Here is a 15,693-nt window from a genome sequence, read left to right as displayed (position 1 = left end):
TCCGCCCAAGGCGAGCCCGTTCGAAACCGCCAGAGGATGCCATTCAGGACCCGCCGATCATCAACGCGGGCAACGCCGCGTGGCTTGTTGGGCAACAACGGCGATATGATCGACCATTCGTGGTCAGTCAGTGCGTAGCGACGACGCGTCATCAAATGCTTCCCTATTTCGAAGCCTTGAATCACGGCGGCCGATAAATGCCAAGAAATTTTATGAGTTTACGCTGTAGAGAACCTGCGGCCATTGCTGGTGAGCGTGCATGACGGTGAGGATCTCGACGTCTCGACTTATGCGGTAGGGAATGTCGGCCAGCCCGAGCGATGCCTATCTCGCCGAGCGCCGCTGCCTTGGGTTTGAACTCGGTGCTCCTGGCGCACAGCTCCGCTCATTTGCCCGCTTTGCCCATCTCTCGGGCCATGTCGGCCCGCTCACAACAGAGATCGTGCTCGCCTGGGTTAAAGGGGCAGCACGGAACGCGACACCGGCTTCCTGGGCGCGTCGGCTGAACGTGCTGCGACCCTTTGCCGGGCATGAGATGCGCCTCGATCCGGCGACCGAGTTCCCCCAGACCGCTATATTTGGCAGGGTCTATCAGCGCCTGACGCCGCATATCTATACCGGTGATGAGATTACCGCGCTGCTGGATGCGGCGCGGCGGTTGCAGCCAACAGGCTCCATACGGCCGATGACCTATGAGACAGTGCTGGGGCTGATCGCGGCCACGGGATTGCGAGTTTCCGAGGCACTCAAGCTCCGATGTGGCGACGTCAACACTACCGGTCGATGTCTGACCGCACGCATGACGAAGTTCACCAAGTCGCGGCACGTGCCGTTCCATGCCAGTGTCGCCGCCGCACTCGATCGCTACCTTGCTGTCCGCATCCGCTATGCTCCGTTTGCGCCCGATGCTCCCTTCTTTGTCGGCGCCTCGGGGCGAACTCCATCCAAACGTCAGGTGCATTGGACCTTTCAGCAATTACGCCGCGACGCCGGCATCGTTGCTCGCGGCGCCTATGACGAGGTTCGCATTCATGATCTCCGGCACACGTTCATCTGTCGGCGTGTGCAGCGATGGCAGGCCGATGGCGCCGCTATCGACAACGCCATCGCCGCGCTAGCAACCTATGTCGGCCACGCCAAGGTCTCCGATACCTATTGGTACCTTACCGGCATTCCCGACCACCTGATGGCCGTAGCCTGCAGTCGCTTCGAAGCACTCGCACTGGAGGACTGCTGTCATGGGTGACCGATCAGCTGCACCATCATTTGCCGCGCTGGTTCAGCGCTTCTTTGTCGTGCATCTGGGGCAGCATCGGGCTGTCAGTCCACAGACTATCGCTGCCTATCGCGAATGCTCCTGGCATTTGTGGAGACGTCAATCGGCAAGACTCCAAGTGCAGTCGCGCTCACCGACCTGAACGCGCAACTGTTGCTCGACTTCCTCGATCATCTGGAGAAGGTTCGTGGCAACAGCGTTCGGAGCCGGAATGCGCGGCTTGCCGCGTTGCGAACATTCCTCAAATACGAAGGGCATTATGATCTCAGCGCTCTGGGGATCATAGAGCAGGCACTCGCCATTCCGATGAAGCGAGCCGATCGTCCTCTGATCGGGGTTCTGACACGATCGGAGATCCAAGCTATCCTCAACGCTCCTGACAATACGACATGGCCGGGCAGCGCGACCGAGTGTTGTTCAGTCTCATGTACAACACGGGGGCACGCGTCTCCGAGATCATCGGCGTCCGTTGCTGCGATGTTGTTCTTGATGGCCAAGCCGCCGTGCACCTGCATGGCAAGGGGCGTAAGGAACGATGCGTTCCCTTGTGGCGTCCGACAGCAGCCCTTGCTCGGCGATGGCAGCGATCTTTAGGGGCAAACGCGGAGGACGGCTTCCTGCTCCCCAATCGCGCAGGCGGCAGGATGACCCGCGCCAACGTCGCACAACGGCTTGAATTAGCCCCCGAAAGGCCCGGACATGCTCCCCCACTTAGCTAAGTGGGTAGAAGTAATGTTGGTAATATGACTAGTAGAAACTTTAAGATGGAAGTCCTTTCGGGTCCGGAACGGCGCTGGAGCTTCGGCGCGGCAGCGCTGATGCGCAATCTGGCCGCACGCGGGCTGCTTTAAGTTGGAGCGGATTGCTTCCGGCCACGACGCCGCGCATTCTTGGAATTCTTCAGGTTTTGAATCAGGGACTGGGGTCGAGAATGAAACCCGTTATCGGGCTGGCGGTTGCCGGCGCGTTTCTTGTTGCCGCAACGAATCCATTGAGGGCGGAGCCATTGCGCAGCGTCGAGGAGGTGAGCGATGCGCTCGGCAAATGCTGGACGCCGCCGGCCGGCGTGACGGACTCCTTCGTCACCCTCAAATTCGCCTTCCGAGGCAACGGCACTCTGATGGGTCCGCCCCAGCCGACCGCAAGCCGCGTCAGCGGCGGCCCGGAAGAGCGCAAGGCCTTCGTGACCGCCGCAACAGCGGCGCTGCAGGGCTGCGTACCGCTGGAATTTTCGAAGGACCTCGCCGACGCGATCGCGGGCACCGTGTTCACGCTGCAGTTTTACTCGGCGAGGTAACGCTCACGGCCGGCATGCACCGCTTTTCGGTTTGGCGGCCAGCTTTAGCCAAGGGTGCCGAATGAAAAGCCCCCATGAGCAAGTACATCGTCGCCATGGCGTTGAGCGGTGACGCTTGCTGCGTGGTATTCTCCTGATTCTCAACCGACACGCGCTACATAAGATCCGACCGCGTCAATTCAATCTCAGTGCCGCTGCGAACAAAGTGGATCAACGTGAGGCCATCCAATGACCGAGACGAGTTCACCGTTGAATGTAACTCCGCGGTCTGGAGTAGGGCTCCATTGTTCCGTCCCTGAGGAGCCCATTGCAACATATCCTGGGAGGCCCCGAATGTGGGCACGCCGGGTTCACGGCGCGCTCCGCAGTCCTAGTTGATCGTAGTGTGACCTAGACCTATGCCGTGCTCATGCGTGGCTTCCGGTTCTGCACGATTGGCCTCTCGCCACATCGCCGTATCGAACAGTGCAGTCTCGTCACGGGTGCCGGCGCGGAATTCGTCCATAAGGTAGCTGGCGAGGCGATCGGCGCGTTCGCTGGGACGTTCAATGTGGCACCACATACAAACACGGTCAAAAATGCGTTGCAGGAATTCCAACTCGGATGGACTTATCTGAGCACGTTCAGCAGCTTTCGGCATTTCAGCCTCCCTACTCATATCATGCTCTCGGGCGGCTGTTGCCGCCCTGACGACGGTCGGATGTGCCGCTGCGGCTAAACGTACCGATTACCGGCAGGCCCGCCTCTCGGCATGCGGAAATGAATGTCTCGCGCGCGACCGCGATCGGCGTCATGCGGTTGAGTGCGCGTCGGCACGTTTCCACCGCTTGCTCGTAGCGCTGTCCTCGACGGCGGGGCCATTCATTCTCCAGAAAGTCCAGAGCATCGGATACTGAGGAAAAGGTGCGATTGCTGCCATTCTGCAATGTCACCTCCAACGGCATTGACCAGGGCATATCCGGGAGATTCATGGGGTTCCTCCTTCCTATCTAACCGGATGAAAAGAAGACGGAAAATTGGTGGTCCGCGCCCGTCGGGCGCGAACCTGCTCCTTCTGTTAGAAGTCCATGCCTCCAGGCGGCATGGGCGGAACTGGTGCTTCTTTCTTCGGTTTCTCGGCAACCATTGCCTCGGTGGTAATCAGCAGGCCGGCGACCGAGGCAGCGTCCTGCAGCGCGGTGCGAGCGACCTTGACCGGGTCGATCACGCCCTGATCGTAAAGATCACCGAACGCGTTGGTCTGGGCATTCCAGCCATAGCCAAATTCGGTCCTCTCGCGCAGCTTGCCGACGATGATCGAACCTTCGGCGCCCGCATTCTCAGCGATCTGGCGCACCGGCGCTTCGATCGCGCGGCGGACGATCTCGATACCGTGTCTCTGGTCGGCATTCTCGGTCTCAACGCTGTCCAATGCCTTGACGGCCCGCAGCAACGCGACGCCCCCACCGGGCAGCACGCCCTCCTCGACGGCCGCCCGCGTCGCATGCATCGCGTCGTCGACACGGTCCTTGCGCTCCTTCACCTCGACCTCGGTCGAGCCGCCGACGCGGATGACGGCAACGCCGCCAGCAAGCTTGGCCAGTCGTTCCTGCAGCTTCTCGCGATCATAGTCGGACGTCGTTTCCTCGATCTGCGCCTTGACCTGGGCGACGCGGCCCTGAATCTCGCTCTTCGAGCCTGCGCCGTCGACAATCGTCGTGTTTTCCTTCTCGACGACGATCTTGTTCGCACGGCCAAGCATATCGAGGGTGACGTTTTCGAGCTTGATGCCGAGATCCTCGGAGATTGCCGTCCCGCCTGTCAGGATGGCGATATCTTCGAGTATCGCCTTACGGCGATCGCCGAAGCCCGGCGCCTTGACTGCTGCAATCTTCAGGCCGCCGCGCAGCTTGTTGACGACGAGGGTGGCAAGTGCCTCGCCTTCGACGTCCTCGGCAATGATCAGCAGCGGCTTGCCGGATTGAACGACCGCCTCGAGAATCGGAAGCAACGCTTGCAGGTTCGAGAGCTTCTTCTCGTGGATGAGCACGTAAGGCTCTTCGAGCTCGACGCGCATCTTGTCCGGATTGGTAACGAAATACGGCGAGAGATAACCGCGGTCGAACTGCATGCCTTCGACGACCTCGAGTTCCGTCACGGCGGTTTTGGCTTCCTCGACGGTGATCACCCCTTCATTGCCGACCTTTTCCATCGCTTCCGCCAGAAAACGGCCAATCTCCGTGTCTCCATTGGCCGAGATCGTCCCGACCTGGGCGATCTCGTCGTTCCGGGTGACTTTCCGGGCGTTCGCCCGCAGTTCCTCGACCACGGCTTCGACCGCCTTGTCGATGCCGCGTTTGAGGTCCATGGGGTTCATGCCGGAGGCGACGGCTTTCGCCCCCTCCTTGACGATGGCTTGGGCGAGAACCGTTGCCGTGGTGGTGCCGTCGCCAGCGATGTCGCTGGTTTTCGAGGCCACTTCGCGCACCATCTGGGCGCCCATGTTCTCGAACTTGTCCTCGAGCTCGATCTCCTTGGCAACGGTTACGCCGTCCTTGGTGATGCGCGGGGCACCGTAAGCTTTGTCGATAACGACATTACGTCCCTTGGGGCCCAAGGTGACCTTGACGGCATTGGCGAGAATGTCGACGCCGCGCAGCATCTTCTCGCGGGCTTCGGTGTGGAATTTCACTTCTCTAGCAACCATCTTTCTACTCCTCCAATCGGCCGGCTCGCTTAGGCGACCTTCTTCGCCGACGCTTCGCTCTCGATCACGCCCATGACGTCGGATTCCTTCATGATCAGGAGGTCCTCACCATTGAGCTTGATCTCCGTGCCAGACCATTTGCCAAACAGGATGCGGTCGCCCTCTTTGAGATCGAGTTCGACCAGCTTGCCGTTGTCATCGCGTGCGCCAGGACCAACGGCGATGACCTCACCTTCCTGTGGCTTTTCCTTCGCCGTGTCGGGGATGATGATGCCGCCAGCCGTCTTTTCCTCAGCTTCAAGGCGGCGGATCAGAATTCGGTCGTGCAAGGGACGGAACGTCATGTCGTTCTCCTCATGGACAACAGGATTTTAGAGGCCCTCTGCGCCGTATCCGAAGAATCCGACGCGGGATATGCGATCCTTTTCGGCATCGCGCGCAAATCGATCTGGTTTCTGATTCTTCGAGTTTCAAGAGGCTGTTGAGAATTTTTTAGCACTCGGACGCCTAGAGTGCTAACACTCTGAAATCATAGCGCCATTTCGCGCCAGCCCCGTTCGACGAGGCTTGACTCCCTCTTGACGCAAGAGAATGGCGTCACCAACTTATTCCTGTCGACGCCCACATGGGGTCGGCTAGTCAGGGGGCGCCGAGCTTCTTGGCGTTCCCTCGTATCTATGTTGCTCTATGGAGGATGTAGCTATGGGAACAGACCGCGACTTTACCCCCTTCTACAGGTCAAGCATCGGCTTCGACCGCATGTTCGACCTGCTCGAAAACGCCAACCTCAACACTGACAATTGGCCGCCCTATAACATCGTCAAACTCGGTGAAGATGCGTATCGCATCGTCATTGCCGTGGCCGGTTTTGCCGAGGCCGAACTGACGATCACTCACGAGGCGAACATGCTCGTGGTGAACGGCGCGAAGCCGGAGAATGAGGAGGTACAGTACCTCCATCAAGGCCTCGCTGTAAGGCCGTTTGTGCGCCGATTTGAACTCGCCGATCATGTCATCGTCGAGGGCGCAAAGCTCGAAAACGGGCTACTGGTCATCAATCTCAAGAAGGAAATCCCTGAGGAGATGAAGCCGCGTCGGATCGCCATCCAAGCCGAGACGACGAAGCCCGCTTCGAAGCAGATCGCGGGCGACAAGGCAGCCTAGTGTGACGCGGACCTGCTCGATCCTCGGCTGTTGCAGAACAGCCGAGAAAGCAGTTGCACAAAATGGAGGAAAAGAAACTAAGAAAGGATGACAACCATGAATGTACGTGACCTGATCCCGTGGAGCCGTGGCAGCAGCCAGGTTCCGAGCGTCTATCGTGGCGACGACATGGACCCGTTCCTATCGCTGCAGCGCAATGTCAACCGTCTGTTCGACGAAGTCTTCCGCGGCTTTGGCTCACCATCGTTGTTCGCTGGCACTTCGCCCTTCAATGGCTCTTGGCCACATGTGGAGATCGAGGAGAACGATAACGACATACGCGTGATAGCGGAGATCCCCGGTATCGATCCAGACGATATCGAGGTGCTGCTGGAAGACGGTGTGCTTACGCTTCGCGGCGAAAACAAGTCGGAGACCGAGGACAAGGATCGCCGGTTCAGCGAGCGCTACTACGGGCGCTTCGAAAGGCGGCTGGCTCTTGGTCGCCAGCTCGATGAGAATAAGGTCGCCGCGACGTTCAAGAACGGCCTTCTCGTAGTGACACTGCCGAAGACCGAGAAGGCGCGAGCCAACGTCAAGCGAATCACCATCGACGATACGAAATGATACCACCACTACAGGCCAGCCGGGCGAGCCCGGCTGGCTGTTTGCCTCTGCTGGCCGACGTCCATGCAGACGCGGCCAATCTCGTCAGGTGACGATATCGACGTCCTCGAGAAGGCCGGCTCGTTCAGCCGAACAAACAAGCGCGCCGCTATGAAGTCCCTAAAGAATGTTGCGCGCCATTTCCGGCGTGAAGACTTTTCAAACCTTCGCACCGGCGAAGATTGTTGGTCTCGACTGATAATATTCGGCCACCGCCGCAGGTAACTGAACGAAGAATTTGAAGTCGACTACAACAAACTGCCAACCGGGGTTTCGCCATCGACCCGCGGAGCGTAGTCCAAGCCTGGGACCTGAAACGCCGGTGATGCGGGATCCCATTCGAGCCTGCGTGTCGTGCTCGCCAAGTCTGGCGCACTAACGACGAAGCGCTCGTCGTAGCGCGAATAGAGCGTATCAAAGAACCCGCTCAGCCGAAGTAGGCTGTCCTTTTGCGGGAAACTTTCAAGCAGGCTGTTGCGCTCGTCACCGTGCATCTCGACGAGACCGAAGCCAATAGCTTCGTAGCGACTGACATCGTCACGAATGCCTCGCCGGCCGACGAGTTCACGCAAAGCGTTGTGGAAGCGGACGATCCCTGCCACCGGTGCCCCGCCTTCGGTCATAGCGATGTCGTTGGCGGCGAGCGTTCTCGCCCCCTCACCCACAGCACCGGCATCTTCAGCGACTTCCGCAGCGTCGTCGAGTGCCGCCTCGATCATCCGGTTCGCTCGAAGGAGAACGAGATACCCCAGAACGAGTGCTGGATAGGTGATGTGCAAGTTGGTGCACTCGCCGATCGTCTCTTCCATACGGTTGGTCAGGTTCCGAAAGGCGCCAGTGACACCCTTGCACGAAACGGCAAGTACCGGCCCGATTCCCTCTCGGGTGACCACCACGTCGACATTCTTGGTTTTCAACCCGCCGAGGACCGTTCGCTCACCACCTCCCGCCAGTGAGGGGTCAAACTCAAGGATAGGCGCTTTTCCGGAGCGGCGCTTCACGCGGAAGGGCGGTCTCGGCACGATGTCGTCCGGATTAAATCCGCCTTCGATGACCAGACGACATGCAACATACCAATGGAGTGGTTTGATGTGGCTAGCGCTCTGTGTCTTGCCCGTGAACTCGGCGAAAGCGGCCAACGCATCTGCCTGGTTGGTCCACTGACAGGTCTTGGCTTCAAGGTTACTCGGCATAATGCCTCCAGCGCTGAAGCGTGCTGACCGCATCTTCTAGCGCCTCGTTATCGGCCTTTAATACTCCGGCCTTCCCCGGAAATAGAACGCGCGCGGCTTCTCTTGGCTCCAGCTTGAGCATGCCGCCGCCGAGCGCATGCCCCTCAAGCTCGCAGCTCAGCCGCAGAAAAGGGGTTGACCATTGGGGAAGAAGCTTGCCAGCGAGGGAGCGATCGCGAAGTCGCACAGAATGAACGCTGTTCGTACAGGTTACGCCCGCAACGTTACGCACAAGGTTTGCCGACCGTCCCGACATGTAGCTCAAAACGAAATCAGGTACCTGCACGTCCGGGACAGCGTACCAAGGCGCCCGGTTCCGGCACTTGTATCCGAGCCTTGCCTCACGTCCGGCACTGCTGTCTAGATAGCGTTGCACACTGGAAGGTAGCTCTTGGCCGCGCGTCAGCCGAAGAAGGAGGACTTCTTCGTCCTTCTTTTTCCAATCTTCGACCGTCTCCTTCGTTATCTCGGCCGTCGGCATCGCTCGGCCATTGCGAAGGCTCGGATGAAGAAACTCCGACGGGATTTTCAGACGCTTCGCCTCAGAGGGGCGCAGGTGAAAGAAGTTGTTGTCGCCGCTGACATAGCCGATGCCAATGCTTGCGAAATCGCCGAACCGGCCGCTCTTCGGATCTTCGGCAATGGCAGCATAGATGTCGCGAATGCTTTTCGGCAGCAGGTAGGGCCTAAGACGCCGCGACCAGGTCGTGCGCCATTCATCCACATCGATAAAAAGGTCGGGCTTCGGCCGGCGCTTCGTCGGCTTGAACTGCTCGCAGATCGTCAGGCCGATGCGTGATGTTGAGCCACCATGGCCATCGGCATAAAGCAGCCAACAATCTTCCGAGAGTGACGGAAACAGCTTCTGCCGGATTGCGATGATGTGCACGTTGGCAAACGAGCGGACGAGGTAGTCCAAAAGCGGTGCAGCGTAGGGCGCATGCCCAATTTCGGCAGGGACAACAAATGCTAGCCGGCCACCCTTCTTCAACAAGGCAGCTGTTGCGACCAGGAATGGCGCCCAGGACGATGTCAGTCCCGAGAACTCCGCGCCGTGCTGCGAACAAAGTTCGAGAGCTCGCCGACGCATCTCGCCTTTGAAGGTCTGATAACGAATGAACGGCGGGTTTCCGGCCGCGCAATCGAAACGGTCGTTCGTTTCGGCCGCCCAAGTAAAGAAGTCGCCCTGGTGGACTAGCGCCCAAGGTGCGGCCGCCATCGCGGCCTCAGTAGACAGTGGGTTCTGCTCGATGCCGACGGAGTTTCGATGGGCAGAAATGAATTGCCCGTCGCCGCAGGAGGGGTCGATGAGCCGATCAGACGCGCTATGAACCGCCCAGGCCACAAGAGCCTGCGCGACATCATTGGGCGTGAAATAGGCACCAGATTGCTTCTGGTCGAGGACGAACGACTCATTCTTTATCATTGTCGCACCTTGTCAAAGCCCCCGCGCTCTTTCAACAGATCACGTTGCCATCGCAACGAGAACACACCATGAACATGAAGGAACTGCAAACGCAAGGAGGGGCAAGCAATGAAATGAGCTGAGCGGGAGACGTGTGACGATCCGAGCCTACCCGACCGCTCGCTAGCATCCTTGGCAGGACATTGGTTCCCTCACCTTCCAGGGCGCGCCAACGACCGGGCAATGTCGATGATGTCGTCGCGTGATGCCGTCGGGTCCTCTTTGTTCCAGGCGACGCCGAGCCCGATCTTGAGGTCGACGCCGCGCACGGGCCGGAGCTCGAAATTGCGGTTCGGAAAATCCTTCGTCCATTCCGGCGCAAAGCCGATGCCGAGGCCCGCGGAGACAAGCGACACCAGCGAGAAGGTATCGTCGCAGCTGTAAGCGATGTTGCCGGTCAGACCATGGGTCTCGAACATCTCCGAGAAATAGCGCTCGCTGTAGGAGAGATTCTGGCGGGAAAAGGCGATGATCTTTTCTGAGCGTAGATCCTCGATGTCGATTTCGTTGCGAAGCGCAAGCGGACTCGTCTTTTCGACCGCCAACAGATAGCGCTCATGCGCGATCGAGAAGAAGCGCAACGATCCGATGTTTTCGACCGGACGGATGAAGCCGAGATTGATCTGGCCATTTTCGATCGAGCGGATGATGTCGCTGGTCGAGCCGCTCGTTACATGCAGCGCGATACCCGGAAACTTGCGGCCGATGCGGGCGAGAAACGCCGGCAGCACGCCTGTCGTTGCCGGATAGACGGTTCCGATCCTAATCGTGCGCGCCGCCTTGCCGGCAACTGAGCGCGCCACCTCAACCGACAGTCCGACATCGCCAATGATCCGGACCGCCCGATCGTAGAACGCCTCGCCCGCCCGCGTCAGTTCGACCTTCCGCGTCGACCGCTCCAACAGCCGGACGCCGAGTTCCTTCTCCCGCGCCTGGATGTGAGAACTCAGCGCCGGCTGAGCGATGTGCATCCGCACAGCCGCCCGATTGAAGTGCAGCTCCTCGGCCACCGCAACGAAATAGGAAAGTTGGCGGAGTTCCATGGGAGCTTCCACAATAAGGATCGATCGCGATTATCTGAATTTAAGATAACTGAAAATCAGATATAGATGAAGCCCCCATCTCAAAGCAGGTGGGAAAAACGTGGCTAAAACCCTCAGTACAGCAAGGCATAGAGCGCTTATTGCCCTTCTAATCGCGAAGCGTGAGGCTGCGGGACTCACGCAGTCCGAACTTGCTGCAAAATTGGGGGAGTATCAGTCCTTCGTTGCCCGCCTTGAAAGCGGACAGCGCCGCGTGGATGTCGTCGAGTTCCTAGAGCTCGCTGGTCTCTTGGGCTTCGATCCACACCAAGTGATAGATCAACTATCCCGCGTCGAAGAGTAAGGTCGGAGGGCGGCTCCGATTACGGCGTCGACTCATAAACTTTGGCACCATATTCTTGTTGCGACGAAGCTCGACGGAAAGACCTGCCTTTACCATCCCGGCATGGAGCCACTGCGACAAGGGGCCTGCCACCAGGCCAATGCGCTCCATCGCCACGCCGTGTGCGCTGAACCAGGCGATCAGCGCATCGGGTTCGCTGAGGATCTTTGTTTCCCGCACAATGCGGCCATCCGCATCCACCACGCACACGCTTGAGTATTCCAAGGATACGTCGATGCCGAGAACGGAAACAAACACGGCACATTCGTCGCGTCGCCGTGCAGCGTTGAACTTCCTGACCTCATCGGCGACATCGAAGCCGAGCCGAATTTTGGCATCCCGACTCGGGTAGTGAATCTCCGCAATCGTTCATTTCGCGGTCGGGAAAGTAGGTGCGTCCTCTCCTTCGCCCTGCGAAAGGAAGTGCATCAGTGCGGAGAGAGTTGTTCCGCCGTGGCGCGATCCAACAAGACCTCTACGATTTCTTCTTGCTCAGCCACGAACTCGAGGCGGCCAAGCAACGGGCTGGTGGAGACTATATCAATGTCATTGCCTTGATATTCCGCCTCTAGTGTAGACCAGGTGCTTTCCATCGTTCCCTCCCAAGCAGGCATTCGCAGCAAACGATAACCGGCTTCGGCCGCGGGACAGCGTTAACCGGCGTCCATTGCAGACCTTGGTTCGTCACCTAGGGTCCTTATTTACAACTGTAAGCTGGGCGAGCTGAGTCCTTCACCACGACGACACCGGTTGCTCGGAATTCGGCAGTGGCCGCACCGTTTGCCATTTCGCCGAAATCATCCTGGCGTCAACCTCAGCTGACAGTTGTCGCATCATGACACGAACTCGTGACCCGAAATACGAAATACCGTTGCGACGATCGCCTGATAGGGTTTAGATTGTCGACACTACGACGACCAAGATCCTATTTTGGGGATGGCTCGGTATGCGCGTCAGAGATGTGATGACCACTACGGTGGTCAAGCTTTCGCCTGACAATAGCGTCAGACAGGCGGCCCAGACCATGTTTGACAATCACGTCAGCGGCCTCCCGGTCGTTGACGACGACGGACGGCTGGTGGGAGTGATCAGCGAGGGCGATCTGATCCGCCGAACGGAGCTCGGCGGTGCCACCCCGGTGACCGACCCAACCCGTGCGGCGAACGAACGAGCCAATGCCTATGTGCGACGCTCCTCTTGGCGGGTTGGCGACGCCATGACAGCTGATCCGGTGACAATAGACGAGGAAGCATCCGTCGCGCGCGTGGCAGCGCTGATGCAGGAGCGCGGCATCAAGCGCGTGCCGGTACTGAGAAATGATCTACTGGTCGGCATCGTCAGCCGAGCAGATCTATTGCAAGCGATCCTTTCTGCTAAGCAGGATGAGACGGCGGGGGGCGATGAGGCCATCCGACGCAGCATCCTTGTCCGTATTGGCGAAAACACCGGCCTTGAAGGATTGGATGTGAAAGTCGCGGTAACAGACGGCATCGTCCACCTCTGGGGCAATGTGGTGACCGCCGATTGCCGGAGGGCCGCGCGGATCCTGGCCGAAAACGTGCGCGGCGTTAGAGGCGTGGTGGAACACTATTCAGAAACGGACCCGCAATAGCTCTTCAAATTATTCGTCTTGAGACGCATCCCCAAATTCAGTTCGAGCGAGGAGGATGAAATGGCACGGATGATGAAGGCGGCTGTCGTTCGGCAGTTTGGTGCGCCCCTTGCCCTTGAGGAGCTGGAAATTCCAACTCCGGGGCCCGGGCAAATACTCGTCAAATATGAAGCGACGGGCGTCTGTCATACCGATCTTCATGCGGCAAACGGTGACTGGCCCGTCAAGCCAAAGCCTCCGTTCGTTCCTGGTCACGAGGGCGTTGGCTATGTTTCAGCTCTTGGAGCGGGTGTGCGCCGAGTGAAGGAAGGCGATCGAGTAGGCGTGCCGTGGCTTCATAGTGCCTGCGGTTACTGCACGCATTGCCGAACCGGCTGGGAAACCTTGTGCGCTTCGCAATCTAATACCGGCTATTCCGTGAACGGCACGTTTGCACAGTACGGACTTGCCGATCCTGATTTTGTAGGAAACCTGCCCGATGCCCTGGAATTCGGGCCGGCTGCTCCCGTCCTTTGCGCAGGCGTTACGGTCTACAAGGGTCTCAAGGAGACGGAGGTCCGTCCGGGAGAGTGGGTGGTCATTTCCGGTGTGGGTGGCCTTGGCCATATGGCAGTCCAATACGCCAAGGCGATGGGCATGAACGTCGTCGCAGCCGACATATTTGACGAGAAGCTTTCGTTGGCGAAGCAACTGGGCGCCGACATCACTGTGAACGGCAAGGCGGATGACGCCGTCGAGCAGGTGCAGAAGGCAACGGGCGGCGTCCATGGAGCGCTCGTTACCGCTGTTTCGCCTTCGGCGATGGAGCAGGCATTTGCTTTCCTCGGTTCACGCGGCACCATGGCACTTGTCGGCCTGCCCCCGGGGATGATTTCGCTCCCGGTTTTCGAGACCGTTTTGAACCGCATCACCGTGCGTGGCTCGATCGTCGGAACCAGACAAGACCTCGAAGAATCACTGCAGTTCGCGGCGGATGGCAAAGTTGCACCGCATTTCTCCTGGGAGAGCCTGGAGAGCATCAATGACATCTTCCATCGAATGGAAGAAGGCAAGATCGACGGACGCATCGTGATGAAACTCCACTAGCTCATATAAGGCGAGAAGAATTTTCAACCTAGTATTCGGGAGTTCCAGATGGCTACGCCTGCAACGGCATCGATGAACGAGACGGCATCCGGAAAATCAGCAGCGCCATTGTCGGCAGACGAACTCCACCTGATGGATGCCTATTGGCGCGCTTCGAACTATCTGTCGGTCGGGCAGATCTACCTGCTCGACAATCCGCTTTTGCGCGAGCCGCTGAAGCGCGAGCACATCAAGCCGCGCCTGCTCGGCCATTGGGGCACGTCGCCGGGCCTCAACATGCTCTACGTGCACCTCAATCGCGTCATCAAACGCGACGACCTCGACATGATCTACATCATCGGTCCCGGCCATGGCGGGCCGTCTCTGGTGGCGCATGCCTATCTGGAAGGAACCTACACGGAGTTTTATCCGAATATCGCCGAAGACGCCGAGGGCATGCAGCGGCTGTTCAAGCAGTTCAGCTTTCCCGGCGGCATCCCGAGCCACGTGGCGCCGGAAACCCCCGGCAGCATCCATGAAGGTGGCGAGCTCGGCTATGCACTCAGTCACGCCTATGGCGCCGCCTTCGACAACCCCAATCTGGTCGTTGCCTGCATCGTCGGCGATGGCGAGGCCGAGACCGGGCCGCTTGCGACCGGCTGGCAGAGCAATAAGTTCCTGAACCCTGCCCGCGACGGCTGTGTTCTGCCGATCCTGCACCTGAACGGCTACAAGATCGCCAATCCGTGCTTCCTCGCCCGCATTCCGCACGACGAGTTGAAGAAGTTCTTCGAGGGCATGGGCTACAAACCCTATTTTGTCGAAGGGCATGATCCGGCAAAGGTTCACCAGCAACTGGCGGACGTGCTCGATACGGCGATGGCCGAGATCAGGCAGATCTGGGACGATGCCCGCATCAGGGGCAATCTGAAGCGCCCGGCCTGGCCGATGATCATCTTCCGCACGCCAAAGGGCTGGACCTGCCCGCCGGAAATCGACGGCAAGAAATGCGAGGACTACTGGCGCTCGCACCAGGTGCCGATGGGCGAGATGGACAAGTCCGAGCACATCCGCATCCTCGAACAGTGGATGAAGAGCTATCGCCCCGAGGAGCTTTTCAGCGATCAAGGCCGGCTGAAGCCCGAGATCGCGGCGCTCGCCCCAACGGGGCATCGCCGCATGAGCGACAATCCGCATGCAAACGGCGGCCTGCTGTTGCGCGACCTGAAAATGCCGGGCTTCCGGGACTACGCCGTCGACGTTCCGAGCCCCGGCGCCACGACCGTGGAAGCGGCGCGTGTGATGGGCAAGTTCCTGCGCGACGTGATGAAGAACAACATGGATGCGAAGAACTTCCGGCTGTTCAGCCCGGACGAAAACAACTCCAACCGCTGGCAGGACGTGCTCGAGGTCACCAATCGCTGCTACATGGCCGAAATCTATCCGGAGGACGACCACCTCTCACCGGACGGCCGCATCATGGAGGTCTTGAGCGAACACCAGTGCCAGGGCTGGCTCGAAGGCTATCTCTTGACCGGTCGTCACGGCTTCTTCTCTTGCTACGAAGCCTTCATCCACATCATCGATTCGATGTTCAACCAGCATGCCAAGTGGCTGAAGGTCTGCAACGAGATCCCCTGGCGCCGGCCCGTGGCGTCGCTGAACTATTTCCTGAGCTCCCATGTCTGGCGCCAGGACCACAATGGCTTCAGCCATCAGGATCCTGGTTTTATCGATCACGTCGTCAACAAGAAGGCTGACGTCATCCGCGTCTACCTGCCGCCGGATGCCAACACGCTGCTGTCTGTCACCGACCATTGCCTGCG

General features: G+C 59.2%; 20 protein-coding genes. 9 read left to right on the top strand and 11 right to left on the bottom strand.

Annotated features, from left to right (window positions below; all coding sequences use genetic code 11):
- The coding region (locus BLU35_RS34115) for a transposase (RefSeq protein WP_143033056.1) at positions 1-152 on the bottom strand (152 nt) is incomplete at its 3' end.
- Positions 153-301: 149 nt separating this feature from the next.
- Here BLU35_RS34115 and BLU35_RS34105 point away from each other — a divergent pair.
- Complete coding sequence (locus BLU35_RS34105; protein WP_093236428.1) at positions 302-1,246, top strand: tyrosine-type recombinase/integrase; 945 nt, start codon at positions 302-304, stop codon at positions 1,244-1,246.
- Between the two features lie 129 nt (positions 1,247-1,375).
- Here BLU35_RS34105 and BLU35_RS35875 read toward each other — a convergent pair whose 3' ends face one another.
- The gene (locus tag BLU35_RS35875) at positions 1,376-1,534 is read right to left on the bottom strand and encodes a hypothetical protein (RefSeq protein WP_176907580.1); all 159 of its coding nucleotides are present in this window, start codon (positions 1,532-1,534) and stop codon (positions 1,376-1,378) included.
- Between the two features lie 131 nt (positions 1,535-1,665).
- Between BLU35_RS35875 and BLU35_RS36805 the strand changes: the two genes are divergently transcribed.
- Together BLU35_RS36805 and BLU35_RS34095 are read left to right on the top strand one after the other, a co-directional pair.
- Positions 1,666-1,995, top strand: a complete 330-nt coding sequence (locus tag BLU35_RS36805; RefSeq protein ID WP_093236427.1) for a tyrosine-type recombinase/integrase — start codon at positions 1,666-1,668, stop codon at positions 1,993-1,995.
- A gap of 212 nt (positions 1,996-2,207) precedes the next feature.
- A complete protein-coding gene (locus tag BLU35_RS34095) occupies positions 2,208-2,573 on the top strand; it encodes a UCP034077 family protein (protein WP_093236426.1) in 366 nt (121 codons plus the stop codon).
- Positions 2,574-2,943: 370 nt separating this feature from the next.
- Here BLU35_RS34095 and BLU35_RS34090 read toward each other — a convergent pair whose 3' ends face one another.
- From BLU35_RS34090 to groES, 4 genes are all read right to left on the bottom strand, one after another.
- The gene (locus BLU35_RS34090) at positions 2,944-3,213 is read right to left on the bottom strand and encodes a hypothetical protein (protein WP_143033054.1); all 270 of its coding nucleotides are present in this window, start codon (positions 3,211-3,213) and stop codon (positions 2,944-2,946) included.
- A 19-nt stretch (positions 3,214-3,232) separates the two neighbouring features.
- The gene (locus tag BLU35_RS34085) at positions 3,233-3,544 is read right to left on the bottom strand and encodes a DUF982 domain-containing protein (RefSeq protein ID WP_093236424.1); all 312 of its coding nucleotides are present in this window, start codon (positions 3,542-3,544) and stop codon (positions 3,233-3,235) included.
- A gap of 86 nt (positions 3,545-3,630) precedes the next feature.
- Complete coding sequence (gene groL, locus BLU35_RS34080; RefSeq protein WP_093236423.1) at positions 3,631-5,259, bottom strand: chaperonin GroEL; 1,629 nt, start codon at positions 5,257-5,259, stop codon at positions 3,631-3,633.
- Positions 5,260-5,288: 29 nt separating this feature from the next.
- Positions 5,289-5,603 carry a co-chaperone GroES gene (groES, locus tag BLU35_RS34075; protein WP_093236422.1) on the bottom strand — a complete coding sequence of 105 codons (315 nt, stop codon included), beginning with the start codon at positions 5,601-5,603 and terminating at the stop codon, positions 5,289-5,291.
- A gap of 358 nt (positions 5,604-5,961) precedes the next feature.
- Here groES and BLU35_RS34070 point away from each other — a divergent pair, with 358 nt between their 5' ends.
- Complete coding sequence (locus BLU35_RS34070) at positions 5,962-6,423, top strand: Hsp20 family protein (RefSeq protein ID WP_093236421.1); 462 nt, start codon at positions 5,962-5,964, stop codon at positions 6,421-6,423.
- A gap of 96 nt (positions 6,424-6,519) precedes the next feature.
- Positions 6,520-7,029, top strand: a complete 510-nt coding sequence (locus BLU35_RS34065; RefSeq protein WP_093236430.1) for an Hsp20/alpha crystallin family protein — start codon at positions 6,520-6,522, stop codon at positions 7,027-7,029.
- A 287-nt stretch (positions 7,030-7,316) separates the two neighbouring features.
- Here BLU35_RS34065 and BLU35_RS34060 read toward each other — a convergent pair whose 3' ends face one another.
- The 3 genes from BLU35_RS34060 to BLU35_RS34050 all read right to left on the bottom strand — a co-directional run bounded on the left by BLU35_RS34060 (position 7,317) and on the right by BLU35_RS34050 (position 10,808).
- Positions 7,317-8,261, bottom strand: a complete 945-nt coding sequence (locus tag BLU35_RS34060) for a hypothetical protein (protein WP_093236420.1) — start codon at positions 8,259-8,261, stop codon at positions 7,317-7,319.
- Positions 8,251-9,726 (bottom strand): Eco57I restriction-modification methylase domain-containing protein, encoded by a 1,476-nt coding sequence (locus BLU35_RS34055; protein ID WP_093236419.1) that lies wholly within the window; start codon positions 9,724-9,726, stop codon positions 8,251-8,253. Before BLU35_RS34055 ends, BLU35_RS34060 begins: the two co-directional genes overlap by 11 nt.
- Positions 9,727-9,917: 191 nt before the next feature.
- Positions 9,918-10,808 (bottom strand): LysR family transcriptional regulator, encoded by an 891-nt coding sequence (locus BLU35_RS34050; protein ID WP_093236418.1) that lies wholly within the window; start codon positions 10,806-10,808, stop codon positions 9,918-9,920.
- 100 nt (positions 10,809-10,908) lie between these two features.
- Here BLU35_RS34050 and BLU35_RS34045 point away from each other — a divergent pair, with 100 nt between their 5' ends.
- On the top strand, positions 10,909-11,151 hold the full coding sequence (locus BLU35_RS34045; protein ID WP_093236417.1) for a helix-turn-helix domain-containing protein: 243 nt from the start codon (positions 10,909-10,911) through the stop codon (positions 11,149-11,151).
- Here the strand turns inward: BLU35_RS34045 and BLU35_RS36930 are convergent.
- On the bottom strand, positions 11,131-11,448 hold the full coding sequence (locus tag BLU35_RS36930) for a hypothetical protein (RefSeq protein ID WP_502688209.1): 318 nt from the start codon (positions 11,446-11,448) through the stop codon (positions 11,131-11,133). The two genes, BLU35_RS34045 and BLU35_RS36930, sit on opposite strands and share 21 nt — an antisense overlap.
- Positions 11,449-11,618: 170 nt before the next feature.
- Complete coding sequence (locus BLU35_RS35870; protein WP_176907584.1) at positions 11,619-11,783, bottom strand: hypothetical protein; 165 nt, start codon at positions 11,781-11,783, stop codon at positions 11,619-11,621.
- Positions 11,784-12,136: 353 nt separating this feature from the next.
- On the opposite strand from BLU35_RS35870, the gene BLU35_RS34035 reads away from it, so the two are divergent.
- From BLU35_RS34035 to BLU35_RS34025, 3 genes are all read left to right on the top strand, one after another.
- Positions 12,137-12,802: a CBS domain-containing protein gene (locus BLU35_RS34035; protein ID WP_093236416.1), complete on the top strand. Its 666-nt coding sequence runs from the start codon at positions 12,137-12,139 to the stop codon at positions 12,800-12,802.
- 60 nt (positions 12,803-12,862) lie between these two features.
- A complete protein-coding gene (gene adhP, locus BLU35_RS34030) occupies positions 12,863-13,888 on the top strand; it encodes an alcohol dehydrogenase AdhP (protein ID WP_093236415.1) in 1,026 nt (341 codons plus the stop codon).
- A gap of 48 nt (positions 13,889-13,936) precedes the next feature.
- A partial coding sequence (locus BLU35_RS34025; protein ID WP_176907582.1) for a phosphoketolase family protein occupies positions 13,937-15,693 on the top strand: 1,757 nt, incomplete at its 3' end.

It is taken from the genome of Sinorhizobium sp. NFACC03 (genome assembly GCF_900103435.1).
Lineage (GTDB): Bacteria > Pseudomonadota > Alphaproteobacteria > Rhizobiales > Rhizobiaceae > Ensifer.
The sequence above is the reverse complement of the archived record's forward strand: the minus strand, read 5'-3'. Positions and strand labels throughout refer to the sequence as shown.

Bases quoted from the DNA above. Each gene is read 5' to 3' on its own strand.
- BLU35_RS34105 (WP_093236428.1), top strand. From the start codon at position 302: ATGTCGGCCAGCCCGAGCGATGCCTATCTCGCCGAGCGCCGCTGCCTT.
- BLU35_RS35875 (WP_176907580.1), bottom strand. From the start codon at position 1,534: ATGCCCTTCGTATTTGAGGAATGTTCGCAACGCGGCAAGCCGCGCATT.
- BLU35_RS36805 (WP_093236427.1), top strand. From the start codon at position 1,666: ATGGCCGGGCAGCGCGACCGAGTGTTGTTCAGTCTCATGTACAACACG.
- BLU35_RS34095 (WP_093236426.1), top strand. From the start codon at position 2,208: ATGAAACCCGTTATCGGGCTGGCGGTTGCCGGCGCGTTTCTTGTTGCC.
- BLU35_RS34090 (WP_143033054.1), bottom strand. From the start codon at position 3,213: ATGCCGAAAGCTGCTGAACGTGCTCAGATAAGTCCATCCGAGTTGGAA.
- BLU35_RS34085 (WP_093236424.1), bottom strand. From the start codon at position 3,544: ATGAATCTCCCGGATATGCCCTGGTCAATGCCGTTGGAGGTGACATTG.
- groL (WP_093236423.1), bottom strand. From the start codon at position 5,259: ATGGTTGCTAGAGAAGTGAAATTCCACACCGAAGCCCGCGAGAAGATG.
- groES (WP_093236422.1), bottom strand. From the start codon at position 5,603: ATGACGTTCCGTCCCTTGCACGACCGAATTCTGATCCGCCGCCTTGAA.
- BLU35_RS34070 (WP_093236421.1), top strand. From the start codon at position 5,962: ATGGGAACAGACCGCGACTTTACCCCCTTCTACAGGTCAAGCATCGGC.
- BLU35_RS34065 (WP_093236430.1), top strand. From the start codon at position 6,520: ATGAATGTACGTGACCTGATCCCGTGGAGCCGTGGCAGCAGCCAGGTT.
- BLU35_RS34060 (WP_093236420.1), bottom strand. From the start codon at position 8,261: ATGCCGAGTAACCTTGAAGCCAAGACCTGTCAGTGGACCAACCAGGCA.
- BLU35_RS34055 (WP_093236419.1), bottom strand. From the start codon at position 9,726: ATGATAAAGAATGAGTCGTTCGTCCTCGACCAGAAGCAATCTGGTGCC.
- BLU35_RS34050 (WP_093236418.1), bottom strand. From the start codon at position 10,808: ATGGAACTCCGCCAACTTTCCTATTTCGTTGCGGTGGCCGAGGAGCTG.
- BLU35_RS35870 (WP_176907584.1), bottom strand. From the start codon at position 11,783: ATGGAAAGCACCTGGTCTACACTAGAGGCGGAATATCAAGGCAATGAC.
- BLU35_RS34035 (WP_093236416.1), top strand. From the start codon at position 12,137: ATGCGCGTCAGAGATGTGATGACCACTACGGTGGTCAAGCTTTCGCCT.
- adhP (WP_093236415.1), top strand. From the start codon at position 12,863: ATGGCACGGATGATGAAGGCGGCTGTCGTTCGGCAGTTTGGTGCGCCC.